The organism is Nostoc sp. NOS(2021) (assembly GCF_017115025.1).
In the GTDB taxonomy this organism is placed as follows: domain Bacteria; phylum Cyanobacteriota; class Cyanobacteriia; order Cyanobacteriales; family Nostocaceae; genus Nostoc.
The window spans coordinates 1-14,025 of record NZ_JABXKM010000313.1 but is presented as its reverse complement, the minus strand read 5'-3'; the positions used below and the strand labels follow the sequence as shown (position 1 = coordinate 14,025).

Annotated in this window: 11 protein-coding genes and 1 pseudogene; 5 read left to right on the top strand and 7 right to left on the bottom strand. The window is 43.3% G+C overall.

All coding sequences use genetic code 11. The features are described 5' to 3' along the window. The first annotated feature begins 107 nt into the window (after positions 1-107). The 4 genes from HWQ41_RS30520 (at position 108) to HWQ41_RS30505 (ending at position 4,514) form a co-directional block, all read left to right on the top strand. Positions 108-1,787 (top strand): DUF3352 domain-containing protein, encoded by a 1,680-nt coding sequence (locus tag HWQ41_RS30520; RefSeq protein ID WP_292771385.1) that lies wholly within the window; start codon positions 108-110, stop codon positions 1,785-1,787. A gap of 254 nt (positions 1,788-2,041) precedes the next feature. Beyond that, positions 2,042-2,962 (top strand): class I SAM-dependent methyltransferase, encoded by a 921-nt coding sequence (locus HWQ41_RS30515; protein ID WP_292771383.1) that lies wholly within the window; start codon positions 2,042-2,044, stop codon positions 2,960-2,962. Continuing rightward, positions 2,955-3,923, top strand: a complete 969-nt coding sequence (locus HWQ41_RS30510; RefSeq protein WP_292771381.1) for a PrsW family glutamic-type intramembrane protease — start codon at positions 2,955-2,957, stop codon at positions 3,921-3,923. Before HWQ41_RS30515 ends, HWQ41_RS30510 begins: the two co-directional genes overlap by 8 nt. Positions 3,924-3,956: 33 nt before the next feature. Further along, positions 3,957-4,514, top strand: coding sequence for a Uma2 family endonuclease (locus tag HWQ41_RS30505; RefSeq protein WP_292771379.1), 558 nt, complete (start codon positions 3,957-3,959; stop codon positions 4,512-4,514). A 473-nt stretch (positions 4,515-4,987) separates the two neighbouring features. Here the strand turns inward: HWQ41_RS30505 and HWQ41_RS30500 are convergent, their stop codons facing one another. Beyond that, complete coding sequence (locus HWQ41_RS30500; protein WP_292771377.1) at positions 4,988-5,860, bottom strand: 6-carboxytetrahydropterin synthase; 873 nt, start codon at positions 5,858-5,860, stop codon at positions 4,988-4,990. A 482-nt stretch (positions 5,861-6,342) separates the two neighbouring features. Between HWQ41_RS30500 and HWQ41_RS30495 the strand changes: the two genes are divergently transcribed. Next, positions 6,343-7,575 carry a GTPase gene (locus HWQ41_RS30495; RefSeq protein WP_292771374.1) on the top strand — a complete coding sequence of 411 codons (1,233 nt, stop codon included), beginning with the start codon at positions 6,343-6,345 and terminating at the stop codon, positions 7,573-7,575. A gap of 1 nt (position 7,576) precedes the next feature. On the opposite strand, the gene HWQ41_RS30490 is transcribed toward HWQ41_RS30495, so the two are convergent. The 6 genes and pseudogenes from HWQ41_RS30490 to HWQ41_RS34405 all read right to left on the bottom strand — a co-directional run. Further along, positions 7,577-8,278, bottom strand: a complete 702-nt coding sequence (locus tag HWQ41_RS30490; RefSeq protein ID WP_292771371.1) for a J domain-containing protein — start codon at positions 8,276-8,278, stop codon at positions 7,577-7,579. A gap of 15 nt (positions 8,279-8,293) precedes the next feature. Beyond that, the gene (gene cysK / locus HWQ41_RS30485; protein ID WP_292771368.1) at positions 8,294-9,256 is read right to left on the bottom strand and encodes a cysteine synthase A; all 963 of its coding nucleotides are present in this window, start codon (positions 9,254-9,256) and stop codon (positions 8,294-8,296) included. 91 nt (positions 9,257-9,347) lie between these two features. After that, positions 9,348-9,785 (bottom strand): Rrf2 family transcriptional regulator, encoded by a 438-nt coding sequence (locus HWQ41_RS30480; protein WP_292771366.1) that lies wholly within the window; start codon positions 9,783-9,785, stop codon positions 9,348-9,350. Between the two features lie 434 nt (positions 9,786-10,219). Continuing rightward, positions 10,220-11,947, bottom strand: coding sequence for an iron uptake porin (locus HWQ41_RS30475; protein ID WP_292771363.1), 1,728 nt, complete (start codon positions 11,945-11,947; stop codon positions 10,220-10,222). A gap of 891 nt (positions 11,948-12,838) precedes the next feature. Beyond that, a complete protein-coding gene (locus HWQ41_RS30470) occupies positions 12,839-13,120 on the bottom strand; it encodes a 4a-hydroxytetrahydrobiopterin dehydratase (RefSeq protein WP_292771360.1) in 282 nt (93 codons plus the stop codon). A gap of 822 nt (positions 13,121-13,942) precedes the next feature. After that, a pseudogene (locus HWQ41_RS34405) lies at positions 13,943-14,025 on the bottom strand (photosystem II protein D2); the annotation flags it as partial.

Genomic DNA, 14,025 nt, shown 5'->3' with positions numbered 1-14,025 from the left:
AGTAAATACCGATCAATGAGCGGAAATTATTGATAAATCCGAAAACTCTACAATGACACTTGTATAAATATCGGTGACAATCTGAGCAAAAGAGGATAGATAATAAGATGCCTGAAAGTAAATCAAAGTTTTTCATTCCTGCTGTTGGTGTCGCTGTAGTTGTAGCAGGAAGTATAGCGGCTTATACGTATTTTAAAGGCCCATCAGGAGGTAGTTCAGACGCTCTAGGTAGTGCTAAAGTAGTACCTTCAACAGCATTGATGGCAACTTATATTACTACTGACCCTGAAGTTTGGGCAAAGTTACAGCAGTTTGGCACTCCAGAAGCACAAAAGTTAGTGGCAAAAGGTCTGGAAAATTTCAATAAGCAAATGTTCAGTGAAAGTAACGTTTCTTATGAAAAAGACATAAAGCCTTGGGCTGGTGGTGTCATGATTGCTGTACTGCTACCAAATCCTGTGAAACCGGCGCAGTTAAACGTGCCGTCTGGGGCACCTAATGTACCAACAAATTTACAGCAGAAACCGAATATCTTGATAGTAGTGGGAATCAAGGACAAACTCAGTGCCTTGAATTTTGCTAACAAATTGAAGTCAGAAAAAGGGGCGAAATTCCAGGAATCTGACTACCAAGGTCAAAAAATTATCGAAACTACACAAAATGGCAAGCCGACATATAGCGTAGTTTTAAATAATAGTCACTTGGTATTAGCCCCGGAAAAGCAAGCTGTAGAACAAGCAATTGACACCTTTAAGGGACAGTCTTCTTTTGCCAGTAAAGAAGGTGCCGGTAGCATTCTCAGCAAAGGAGTGGATGTAAAAAACAGCCTTGCTCAAATTTATGTACCAGACTATGCAGGGATGGTACAGCAATTAGCAGCCGCAAATCCGCAGGCAAAGCAGTTACCTCCACAAGCCCTGACGCAACTTAAGCAGATAAAATCTGTGGTGGCGGGTATTGGTGTTGATGATGCGGGAGTGCGGGTAAAAGCGATCGCCAATTTAGATCCGCAACTAAATAAATTTCAGTATCAATCAAGTCCGGGAAAAATAGTCGGGCAATTTCCCACTGATACCTTTGCTCTGATTAGCGGAAATGGCATCAGCCGTGGCTGGGAAGCGCTAGTAGAACAGTCAAAAGATTATCCAGAAATGAAGCAAGCTCTGGAACAAGCGCGATCGCAACTGAAATTTGTCAATATTGACCTGGATAAGGATATTTTTGGCTGGATGAATGGGGAATTCGCCTTTGGTGCGATTCCATCAAATCAAGGGGTATTAGCGAGTGTTGGTTTTGGGGGTGCTTTAGTATTTGATACTAGCGATCGCAAAACTGCCGAAGCCACCTTGACAAAATTGGATACCCTCGCCAAAACCCAAAAAATTAACATCGCCAACAGAAATATTGGTGGTAAAGACGTAACTGAATGGCAAATCCCCCGACAAGGAGCTTTATTGGCGCATGGTTGGCTGGATCAAGATACTGTATTTGTAGCTGTTGGTGGCCCAATTGCTGAAGTAGTTGCCGCTCGCAAGAATCCATCTCTCGACAATAGCGACACCTTCAAAGCCGTTACTGGTTCTTTGCAAAAGCCCAACGGTGGCTATTTCTACCTAGATATGGATAAAACTAAAACTTTGCCCCTGATCAATAGTTTGATCTCGTCTAACGCCGATACTATCACCATCCTGGGTTCCATTCGTGGTTTTGGTGTTACCGCTACTAGCCTCGATAAATCCACCAGTGAATTGGAAATGTTGTTAGCTCTCAAACCCACTACAAAATAGGGCATTGGGCATTGGGCATTGATTATTCCTCTTGTCTGCCTTATCTCCTACTCCCTCATCTTCCCCAGTCTTTTTCTTCTCTACGAGACGCTGCGCGTAGCTTGCTTCCCTGTAAGGGTACAATTTTGAATTTTGAATTTTGAATTTTGAATTGATTTCTCCCCACTCCCCACTTATACAATTCAATTCATTTCTAGACTGCCGTCCAGCAAGTATGTCATAAGTAGAAAAGGCTGTTGAACGCGAATTAATTTATGACCGCTGCTGTAAACACTAATCCTGGTTTAGCTTCCCGCTTGGTGAATGGTATATTGGCAATCCAGCCTTTAGCTAACCTAGCCAAGCATCAAGCTAGACAAATGATGATTAAACGTGCCGAGAGAATTGGTGTACCTTGGACGCAAGAAGTCGAAACACTACAGGCACGTGATTGGAAGGCTGATCTAGCTCAAGTAGAAAATCCTCAGCTTTCCTACCCTGATTACTACCTCACCTCATTCCATGCCTACGAAGGTGGAGACCTCAGTTGGAAAGCCGCTTGGGAGCTAGAAGTTGCTGCTCGTACTGTCCATGCCGGAATCTGGCAGGATGCTGGAGCGCAAGGAGATGCTAAACTGCGCCAAAGTTACCACGATATCCTGAAAGCGCAAATCCCCAATCAACCCCAAGACATCCTAGATTTGGCATGTGGTGTGGGTTTGAGTACATTTACCATGCAAGAAATTTATCCCCATGCCAAAATTACAGGCTTGGACTTATCTCCCTACTTCTTAGCTGTTGCCAATTACCGCGCCCAACAACGTCAAGCTAAAATAAACTGGCTTCATGCCCAAGCTGAATCTACTGGGCTACCAGATGCCTCCTTTGATTTAGTCTCCATTTTCCTGATGTGCCACGAATTACCCCAGTCGGCAACCCGACAGATTTTAGCTGAAATGCGGCGTGTGCTGCGTCCGGGTGGCTATTTGGCAATCATGGACATGAACCCGAATTCTGAAGTTTACCAGAAAATGCCAGCTTACATTTTGACGTTGCTCAAAAGTACTGAACCGTATTTAGATGAATATTTCGCTTTGGACATTGAGCGAACTATTGTTGAAGCAGGTTTCCAAACTCCCACTATCACTAACAATACCCACCGTCACCGCACAGCGATCGCTCAGGTGAGTGGTTGATTTTTCTCTACTGCTGTGGGCAGCAATACCACCGTTGCTGCTGCTAGGCTACTACTACTGTCGGGTGCCATTTGCCCCACCGATGTTAAAGTTGCTGATGTTCTTTATCATCGGCGCAATATCTGGGATCTTAGCCCTTAGCCTCGAATGGATTTTTGAAATTGTAGCCAACTCTTTTCTAGACTGGCAACAGATCAAACGTTGGCTTCCTGGTGTAGCCTTGCGGCAGCTTATGGAAGTAGGTTCAATTGAAGAAGGCTGCAAATTGGCAGCAGTTGTTGTCCCAACCTGCTATTTGCAACGCCGGTATCGATTACTTCACTCTACCGTTTTCCTCTTCACTATAGCCGTTGCCCTTGGATTCACTGCCGAAGAGAATTGGATTTACCTTTTCCACGGTACCGCATCAATTCTTGACCGTACTATCGGTACGCCAGTCCACGCCATGTTCTCTGCACCTTGGGGATATGCCTTGGGAATTTATATTTCCTCCCACACTCGGTTAAATCGAGACAGGAATTTCATTTTTAGGGCTTGGCTAAATTCTGTAATCTGTCATGCCCTAATTAATGTCCTATCTAGTGCTTGGCGTTACTCACTACCCCTACGTTTCCTTAGCTATGGTTTATTTCCGTTTCTGTTGTGGATGTTTTGGCGACTGGAACAATTACTGCGAAAAGTACAAGGCAAACCCGCCATTACCCTGATCTCTGATCGTACACCCCAGCGCCGTTACTGGCAGAGGAGTTTAGTACTGTTTGCCCTCGTGCTGGGTGGAAATGCTATTTTTGGGATGTTTCTCTTAGCCAGGAAAATTAGTCCCTTGAGTCCGTCGAAGCTTTTTGACAGTGATATTTTGTGGTTTATACTTACTCGGTTTTTGCTAAATCTCTTTTTTGGAGTTTTAGCGTGGGGCATTTATCGCTATTTGCGACATTCCGCCCGTCGTCGGTATTTTTAAAAGTATGATTTAAGAAAATGCTAGGGGGTTTCTATGCAAACAACTCCAGTGCGTTGGACGACTGCTGACCTAGAGTTCTTTGCTGGCGATCGCAGAAATCGCTATGAGATTATTGATGGAGAACTATTTGTGACTAAATCACCTAGTTGGGATCATCAATCAAGTTGTGGCAATATTGTTACAGTTCTTAAGATTTGGTCAGATGGAACTGGTTTAGGTCAGGCTGCGATCGCACCTGGAATTATTTTCTCAGATTCTGACAATGTGATCCCTGATGTGGTGTGGGCAAGTCATGAACGGTTAAAAAACTTGCTAGATGAGGCTGGACACCTTACGGGCGCACCAGAGTTAGTAGTAGAGGTTCTGTCACCGGGCGAAAAAAACGAGAAACGCGATAAGGAAATAAAGCTAAAGCTGTACTCAGTGCAAGGGGTTCAAGAATATTGGATTTGCGATTCTATACAGAAGAAAGTTGAAGTTTATCGTCGTGAGCAGGCTGCATTAAAGTTAGCAGTTACTTTATTTAGTCAAGATGAACTGACAAGTCCTTTGTTACCTGGTTTTAACTGTTTAGTTAGTAAACTTTTCTAGCTGGGCATTGGGAATTGGGCATTGGGCATTGGGCATTGGGCATTGGGCATTGGGCATTGGGCATTGGGATGCGATAAATTCCTATGTCAAGCGATGTGCAACTTATTCTTAGAACCCCGCTTCCATTCCTCTCCCCCACAGGGAGAGAGACTTTAATTCTTGCTCCCCTTCCCTTGTAGGCTATCCATTACCCGGATCTTTCTTAACATTTGCGAGAGTATTGACTCAGGTTTTTATAACCCAGATTCGTTCGTTGTTCATTCTCAATAAAAACGCAGTTTTAGCGAGAAGATTAAAAGCGAATTTGTCAAGTATGCCTAAATTCTCAGTGTCTAAGACGGTTATAGAACATGGGTTTCAAGATTGTAAAGAAAGATGTGGGTAACGCATAGCCTTGTAGGGAAGGGGTTGGGGGTTAGGTTTGAAAGAAAGTTGCACACGGCCTTATGTCCTATGCCTAAGTTTCCAATTACCTAAACTCGTGCCAATACTGGCTGATTCACGGATGCGCTGGCTGAAGTTGATTCTGACTCCGTGCAGTAGATTTCGCAGGAGTTATTAGGACTTTCAATCAATTTTACTTTATAAAGTTTAGCTCCCAATTCCTGAATAGGCGATCGCAGTAAATTACTAATGTAAAGTGCGATATTCTCAGCAGTCGGCACAACTTCGGCAAAGTGGGGAATATCTTTGTTTAAAAAGGTGTGATCGAATGGTTCGATTACATAATCTTCTACCACTTGATTCAGGGCAACTAAATCAATAATCATGCCGGTGCGTGGGTCAATTTTCCCTTTGACAGTGACTTCTAGATGATAGTTGTGTCCGTGACCGTTGGGACGAGCGCACTTACCATAAATCTCAGTGTTTTCTTCGTTACTGAGGTTAGGATGAGCTAGCCGATGGGCAGCGCTAAAGTGAGTACTGATGGTGAGGTAGGCTTCCATTGCGTTTCCCATATAATCTGCCCAAAGTTCAGGATGTTCAAATAACTGCACACGGACTATAGGCAAATGTGGTACTAACCTCTGCCAGATAATCCGTGCAATATTCTCAGTGGTGGGCAGAGTTTGTTGAAATTCTGCCCACACATCGTTGAGATAAGAAAAGTCCAATTGACTGGTAATTTCCCGTTTAATTACGTGTTTCACATCAGACAAGTTCAGCACCATGCCATATTCATCCAATTCCCCGGCTAGGGAGATGAATAAGACATAGTTATGTCCGTGTCCCGGAAATCTAGAGCAAGCACCAAAGTTCTCAATATTCTCGGCTTCACTCAGTTCTGGCAACCAATAGCGATGACTTGCCGAAAACTGGGCGCGGCGATTAACAATACATTGCATGAGTACACTGGGAGCAGAATTGAAAATTTCTTAATCTTTTTCTGTCTCCAGAATAAACTAATTTCTCTGTCAGTGGTTAGGGGAATCAATACTTCGGACAATTTTAGAACGATACCGAAAGCCTTACAGGGTATTCTCTGGCAAAAACGACGCATTTTTTAAAGATTAACTTAGAGGATGTTTTAAAAGTATTGGGCGAATAGAATTCGCTACTACACAAACAAAGTTCACCTCCGTGGACTAAGAAAAAATGAAGGGTTTTTAACCTGCGGAGGCAGGTTTTGTCTGTGTAGCCGCGACTTCTAGTCGCCAGGGCTAGTATAAACTGATACTTTACAAACAGCCTCTTAAACCCAATGTTGAAAAAAATATCCCGTTCTACGGCTGGTCAGAGTTTCAGCGATTTTACCATACTTAATTCTGTCCGAAGTATTGGGAATAATATACGAAGAAAAATGCTCGTCAAACTTGGAGTTTGAAATATGGCTGCTTTTCAAGAGAATAATGAAGCGCTGAGTCGTAATGAATTTCTGGCAACAGAACTCCTAAAGGTTGTGAACTCAATCCCAGGATTTATCCCATTTCAAGAGCGATTTCAGGAAAAATTGAACGATTTACGTTCTGTCATCCAAGGGCTACGTCCACCACGAGTTATGGTAATTGGTCGTACTAGATGCGGTAAATCATCTCTCATTAATGCCATTTGTGGTTTAAAGGTTACAGAAGTCAGTGATACAGCACCAGAAACAGGCATGGCTGAATGGAAGAAATATTATCACAATGGCAGTGATTTACTCCATATTCTAGACACAAGAGGTTTTCAGGAGTCTCAAGCACCAAGGCAATATGATTCAGCCAAAACACCTTCTGAAAGCATCATGCAAGCTGTGAAAAAAAAGTGCCCAGATGTCATTCTCTTATTGTGTAAAGCAACAGATGTTCATAGTGCGAGTGACGAAGACCTCAATGCCTGTGAATTAATCGTTGGAGAAATTAAGAAACTGTATGGGCGCGATTTACCTGTGATTGGAGTTCTGACAAAGTGTGATCAATTAGCACCTCCGCAAGTTTCTTTACCAACTGACAATGAACGGAAAAATCGCAATGTTCAGGAACAAGTTAGAAGTTTTTTTGCTTTCTTGAAAGTAAGACAAGGATTAAGCAAATGTGTTATAGATGTTGTTCCTACTGTTGCATACGCTGAATATGAAGATGGAAGGAACGGTTTAATTCTTCCTGATGAAGACCATCGGTGGAATATTACTGAATTAGTGGAAACAATGATCAAGTATACGCCAAGCGAGATACGTGGCTCATTAGCACGAATGGCGCATATTAAAAAGTTTCAGATCCATGTTGCTATAACAACTGTTATAGCTTGTACTGCTTTGTGTAGTTTTGTTTCTATCAATCCCATTCCAGGTGCAGCAATACCAGTAGTGGCTACTATTCAGACTTTTATGGTTACATATATTGGCTGGCTAAGTGGACGGAAGTTTTCTGATCAAACTGTCAAAGACTTTTTTGTAAATGGGGGAGTAGGTCTTGGAGCAAATCTTGGCATGATCGGTATTGCTGATATTGCCTTAAAATTTATACCTGGTTTCGGTAGCTTGGTGGCAGCTGGTGCTGGTGCGATCGCTACAAAAGGTTTAGGGGATGCTGCGATCGCATATTTTCTCACCTTACCAGAGGCAAAGAATGCAGTCTCTTAAATTATTTTACAGACGCTTGCGCCTCACAGTGTAATCCCGTAGCTATGCGGAATAGTTCTTGACCTGTGTGTAAATAACGCTCATCGTAGTTCAAAGGAAAGTAACCCAACTCTTCGAGTCCATCTGCTACTTGATCGAGGCTGTAGTAGAGGTGAGCCGCCGTTCTTGCAAGACTAGGGGGATTTTGCAGGGAGCGAAAAGTAATTTGTGCTTGCTTGAGGTCATCTCGACAGGCTTGTAAGTATTCCTGAAATTGATCTAACAACTCATCATCAAAGGGATCAGCCGCTAATTGATCCATTTGTTCTTCTAGAGAATACAAAATGTTACAAAGTAAGCGATTAACTGGTTGGTAAACTTGGCGCAGCCATTCCTCAACTTGCTCGTCAACATCCCGTCCGGTTTTTCGTCTTGTCTGGTAATGCTTTTGCGCTGATGCTGTACGCTGTTGGCGATCGCTATTTAATTTTTGAGAGTCATCTTGCAGTTGTTGGTCATAATGACGGCGATTTTGGTTATCGCCTAAAACCTCATAGGCTGCATTGATGCGGATAATCTGCTCGTGATCGGCTGTTTCCTGATTACTGTCAGGATGAAACAACTTAACCAAGCGGCGATAAGCTTGCTTAATCTCCGCAAGGCTTGCACTTGGACTAACTTTGAGAGTTTCGTAATGGTTAGAAACGTGCTTAGAATTGACCATTAATTCAATGTATCGTTAACTGACGCTAGCCGCTAACCTTGCCTCCAGGTCTTGGAACAACGGCGTACTCAAATACCTCTCACCAAAACTGGGCTGAATCACCACAATTAAACGTCCCTTATTTTCTTGACGTTGAGCAACGCGAACTGCTGCACATAAAGCTGCACCACTGGAAATGCCAGATAGTAGCCCTTCTTCTTTAGCTAAACGCCGACTATAAACGATCGCTTCTTCATCGGTGACGGTAATCACTTCATCAATCAATTTTAGCTGTAGTACTTGGGGAATAAACCCAGCACCAATTCCCTGAATTTTGTGTGGGCCTGGTCGTCCCCCCGATAAAACTGGGCTATTGGCTGGTTCAACAGCGATCGCCTTAGAACTAGGCTTGCGTGCTTTAATAACTTCTGCTACACCAGTGATCGTACCACCTGTGCCCACTCCTGCCACAATTATATCTACTTGTCCATCGGTATCTTCCCAGATTTCAAGAGCAGTAGTTTCCCGATGCACTCTTGCATTGGCTGGATTGCGAAACTGCTGCAACATATAGGTATTTGGTGTAGTATTAACTATTTGCTGCGCTCGCCCAATTGCCCCACTCATGCCTTCCATACCTGGTGTTAGTTCCAGTTCTGCTCCATAAGCCCGCAACATTGCCCGTCGTTCCCCAATCATTGTCTCTGGCATTGTCAAAATTAATCGATAACCCTTGGCTGCTGCTGCCATTGCTAGGGCAATTCCTGTGTTTCCAGAGGTAGGTTCTACCAATACTGTCTTAAGAGGAGTAATCAGCCCTTCCTCTTCGGCGGCATTAATCATACTCACCCCAATCCGATCTTTAACTGATGCCGATGGGTTCATACTTTCCAGTTTCACCACAATTTTCGCAACACATCCTTCTGTTTGAGGAATGCGGTTCAACTGCACTAGGGGTGTACAACCAGCCAATTCTGTAATGTTACGAGCTATTCGCATAATTTAGTCCTTAGTTATTAATTATTAGTTATTAGTCATTGGTCATTTGTCATCAACAAATGACCAATGACCAATGACTAATGACTCTTGACTAAATGTAGTACATGATATCCAACTGCCGCCGCGAATCTCGTTTTTCACAAAGATCCTGGAGCGTATATTTTTGCAACACTGAATTTGCCGCGCGACTTGCTTCTTGCCAAATTTCTTCTATAACCGAACTATCTAACGTTTTGGGATTAAGGTTTTCTTCACCAGTCCCCACATCTAACCCTTCTAAACATTCCAAAATCTCAAAAAGGATGATTTTCCGGGGTTCTCGCGTTAACAGATAGCCACCTTTTGATCCGCGCTGACTCTTGACTATACCCCCACGCCTCAAGGTTGCTAGTAGCTGTTCCAGATAGCGATCGGGTATGTTTTGTTGTGCTGCAATTTGTCGAATTTGCAGCGGTTCGCCGCTTTCGTAGTGAGCAGCCATCTCTAATAAGGCTAGAATTGCGTATTCCGATTTACACGATAGTTCCACAAGCAGCAATAAGTTAGGGGTTAGGGGTTAGGAGTTATAAGTTAGGAGTCATTCAATTTGGATTTTAGACTTCGGCGTGAGCGCTCAGTCTTTCGACAAGGCTCAGGAACCATCGAACGCTTTTTCCTTCAATCTCAAATTGGCAGAGTTAGGATATTACGTAATATGTAATTTTATACGCCAACTTCTATTAGAAAAGCTCGCTCATAAAAAGTTGCTCATAGCGTAAGTTAGAAGTTCGTCGCTGGTAGGGTAGGCATTGTAATGCCCACCCTACTGTGGTCTATTCATATAAAACCCGCCATAACTCCTAACTTTTCTAGTATACTCCGGTTACATACTGGGGTTTGTCCATTGCTGCTACTGAAAACAAAAAGCCCCGCCTGATGGCGGGGAGAAATAGAGTTCAAAATTGTCAGTGGATAGTCAACACTCTAGAAGCTGAAAGTTGTTCTGAGTGTACCGATAATCGCATCGTCGTTATTGCTGTTTTGACCAGGAGAGGTCAACCAGATTACACCAGGGGTGATTGAGATGTTATCCGACACACGATACTTGTAGAAGCCTTCAAAGTGATAAGGTACATCATTACCAACAAAACCTGGTCGGTTAAAGGAATAGGGTTCTGCACCAGCAAAAAGACCTAAAACGTTACCCTTTTTACCGAAATCAGGTAAAGCTACCCCAACACCATAGCTCCAGGCTTGAAAATTATCATTTGCACCGAAGCCAACGACATCGTGGTAAGAGACGAAGCCACTAATTGACAGCTTGTCGCTGGGTCTAAACGCAGCTTCCACACCATAGGAATTAGTTGAAGATCCATTTGTGGTACTTAGAGCGTTAGCTTGATTAGTACCTACTGCAATATCATTTCCAAAAGTTCCATCTGACGTGGAACCAGAGTTGAACAAGAAACCACCTGCGCCACTATATCCGTGAACATAAGTAGCAGCTAAAGCCAAGCGATCGCCAACACTAAAGTTCAACTGTCCTAGAGCAGCATAGTCGCCGTTGGCCAGACCTTGACCTAGACCAGGATTATTAGCTTCCGATGCCAAGTAACCCGCAGTGATTGAACTATTTCCCAGGATGCCGCCACCTTTACCAAGGGGTAGATTGAGCGCTATACCTGCACCTCCACCAATCCGATAGATGGGACTTTCAGAAGCCAAGGTAGACAAAGCGCCGTTACCGCCGTCAGTTTGGTCGAAAAAGTAAGGATTGTTAACGGCAGCATATTGGCTGTGTCGTCCGCCACTAGCTGCGAGGTAAACATGGGCTGGCCCTATGGGAAATTCATATGTCAAGCGGTCTATCTTGACACTGTTGTTACCATCGCCAGCACCAACTTGAAATGTTTGTGTGCCTTCAGCGGTATTGATAGCAGCACCAGCATTATCCCTTAGTGAAAAGGGTTGTGCATTACCAGCAGCAAGACGAGTGTGCAAAACGTCTCTACCAGTGAAGCTGGTTTGCAAGTCTAAACGTACCCGATCTTGGAATACGGTATTGTTAGCGTCGCCAGTTTTACCGCCAAACACATCAGTAACGCCAAAAACCGCTTCACCGACTAGTTTAGTGGTAGTGGAGAACTGATTAGCTTCTAATTCAGCAGTCCGCGCTTCTAGGGAATCTACACGACCGCGTAGAGTTGCCAATTCTGCGGAGAATTCTTCTTGCAACCGTTGTAAGGTAGCTAAATCTTGTTTGGTCACCAAATCAGCTGTTGCTGTGGCAATCAATTCGTTAACTCGATCCAAACAGGCATTCAAACCAGCGGCAAATTCATAACGGGTCAAAGCACGGTTACCGCGATAAGTGGCATTTGGGTAACCTGCAATACAACCATAGCGCTCAACCAAGGACTGCAATGCTTGGAATGCCCAGTCAGTTGGTTGTACGTCGGAAAATTGAGAAACTGATGTTACTTGAGACTGAGAGTTATTTTGGTTGCCTTCGTTGCTGTAGCGATTAACTTGATCTATCGTTGTTTGAGCCAATGTTTCTGGCTGTTGCGTAACTTGCGTTACACCCGATTGTTTGGCTGCTGATACTTCAGTGGTTTTGCTTGGAGCCGCAATTGCTGTTGTCGAAACTAACAATGCTGCTCCCAAAACTGCTGGGCTAACCACTAAGGATTTCCACAATAGATTAGACATCTTTTCTTTACTCCTCACACCTTGTTTAGATAATTGGCTTCGTTCCACCTAATTCTCAAAAATGCGACATCTCATTGAAGCCGATGGATGAGGCATAGTTGCCACTACTACAATTTTAGTTTTTGCAAAGCTAATAAACGATTAACTTAGGGTTAAAAACTTATGTGATTAACTTATGCAAAAACATATCTTTATATCATAACATTATAAAACATCTAATATATATGGCAAGATCACAGCGATCGGCTTATTAACTGTCACACATAGTTATCTAAATATCTAAGCAGGGAGTAGAGTTTAGGGCATTCGCTCCCTACGCAAGCTAAATTGCTCAAAGCTTTAAACACTTAGCAGCTTGTCATCAAAAATAACTTCTTCCACCTAGCTATAGTATAAATCGCACGCCAGTTAAAACACACTGGCTCGGCTATACAAACATAGGCAAAGCCTTGCCGCAGGGTAAGTCAGTAAGCAAAAATAAATCAAACTATGTTACGCAATGTAAATTTAATTAAATTGATTCGTAGTCAGCGGCTCCAGATTTTAGGGGCTGACAACAAATAAATTACTACTACTTGACGCCAATGGCATCTTGCCCGCCTTTGGCTACGAGTGAGCGATACGCCGACCCCACAAGAAATAGTTGAGTATTTTTTTATTTGTCAGTCCCTTACTACGAACCTTTAATTATTCACGCTTACCTACTTAGGAATAAGAATTAAATAACATACAATTTATGTCCCTGGCTTACCTCACCCTCAATCCCTCTCCGATATATTGGAGAGGGAAGCTAGATAGAGGATGAAGTTTTGCATTTTATTTAATTCACGTTCCTTAGTCCGTATCGCGGTGACTTCCAGTCGCCTGGTGCAAGATATCAGAATAAATCACTTAGTTGATTTGGGAAATCGCCCGCGCTACATCAAAGTCTGGTTGCGTCAACCCGCCTGCATCATGTGTTGTGAGTGTAATCTTCACTTTGTTGTAGGAAATCTCTATATCTGGATGATGTCCTGCCGATTCAGCCGGCTTCACCAGTTTGTTGACAAACTCAATTGCTTGGATAAAATCCTTGAATGTGCGGGTAATCTGTAACTTGGAGTCTTCAACACTCCAACCTGACAGAACCTTTGCCCGTTCTTGAATTTCCGCTTCAGTCAGTAGTTGTGCCATATCAAAAAATTCCTACTTATATATTTGTGACATCTTGCATCTGACAAAGGCAAGCCCCTTTTATTTTCCCCACAGAAAGTATGGGAGGATAAACTAAGGCATAATGCGTGTGTGCATATTTAAATCAGACTTGCTAGATAGACGCTATTGCTAACATCTGGTCAGACTCTAAGGTTTGATGCAAAATATTTTTCTTTTTAAGAAAACTTAAATGCGTTGGCTTTGCCCGCACTTCTCTACGAGAGGCTGCGCCAACGACAAAGCTCAGTGACCACCGCAGGCATCGCCATCTAAGTTTTTAAAAGCAACCCTTGATAAAACAAAAGTCACCCACAAAAAACTATCCGCGCTGATTTAGATCAGTTGATCTAAATCAGCGCGGTCTAGCGGGTCTTCAGGTTGCAACCAGACTGCCGGAAGGAACTCCGAGCTTGCCTAGCTACTTGAGCTAACTTAGTCTCTCAAGATGACTAAGGCTAACTTTAGAGAACAGCTCCGGCGCACAGCCGGCTAACTGCAACCTGATGACCCATGCATTTACTACTTTCTATCATGGGCATCACCTCCTTATTGCCTAAGCGGTCTTAGTTTTAAAAGGGCAGAGTATTTACTCCGGGCTTATCACCTTCACCTAATATAACACATAAATTTAGAGATATTAACCATATACAGAAAAAAATCCCCCACCAAAAGGTGGGAGATCACTTGAGAATGGGGAATATTGACACTTTATTGGCTGATTACAAGGAAGTTATTTAATCCGGGTGGTGTCAATTTTGGGCAATCACAACCTTGATTCAAGTCATGGTCGGCTTTTAATTCTTAGAGAGCATTACCGCGAGGTAGAACTTCCTCAGGGAATACAAATTGTTCGTGGGGTTGATCTTGAGGAGCCATCCAAGCGC

What these genes read in the sequence shown, in the direction of transcription:
- HWQ41_RS30520 (WP_292771385.1), top strand. Translation starts at nt 108, where the DNA reads ATGCCTGAAAGTAAATCAAAGTTTTTCATTCCTGCTGTTGGTGTCGCT.
- HWQ41_RS30515 (WP_292771383.1), top strand. Translation starts at nt 2,042, where the DNA reads ATGACCGCTGCTGTAAACACTAATCCTGGTTTAGCTTCCCGCTTGGTG.
- HWQ41_RS30505 (WP_292771379.1), top strand. Translation starts at nt 3,957, where the DNA reads ATGCAAACAACTCCAGTGCGTTGGACGACTGCTGACCTAGAGTTCTTT.
- HWQ41_RS30500 (WP_292771377.1), bottom strand. Translation starts at nt 5,860, where the DNA reads ATGCAATGTATTGTTAATCGCCGCGCCCAGTTTTCGGCAAGTCATCGC.
- HWQ41_RS30495 (WP_292771374.1), top strand. Translation starts at nt 6,343, where the DNA reads ATGGCTGCTTTTCAAGAGAATAATGAAGCGCTGAGTCGTAATGAATTT.
- HWQ41_RS30490 (WP_292771371.1), bottom strand. Translation starts at nt 8,278, where the DNA reads ATGGTCAATTCTAAGCACGTTTCTAACCATTACGAAACTCTCAAAGTT.
- cysK (WP_292771368.1), bottom strand. Translation starts at nt 9,256, where the DNA reads ATGCGAATAGCTCGTAACATTACAGAATTGGCTGGTTGTACACCCCTA.
- HWQ41_RS30475 (WP_292771363.1), bottom strand. Translation starts at nt 11,947, where the DNA reads ATGTCTAATCTATTGTGGAAATCCTTAGTGGTTAGCCCAGCAGTTTTG.
- HWQ41_RS30470 (WP_292771360.1), bottom strand. Translation starts at nt 13,120, where the DNA reads ATGGCACAACTACTGACTGAAGCGGAAATTCAAGAACGGGCAAAGGTT.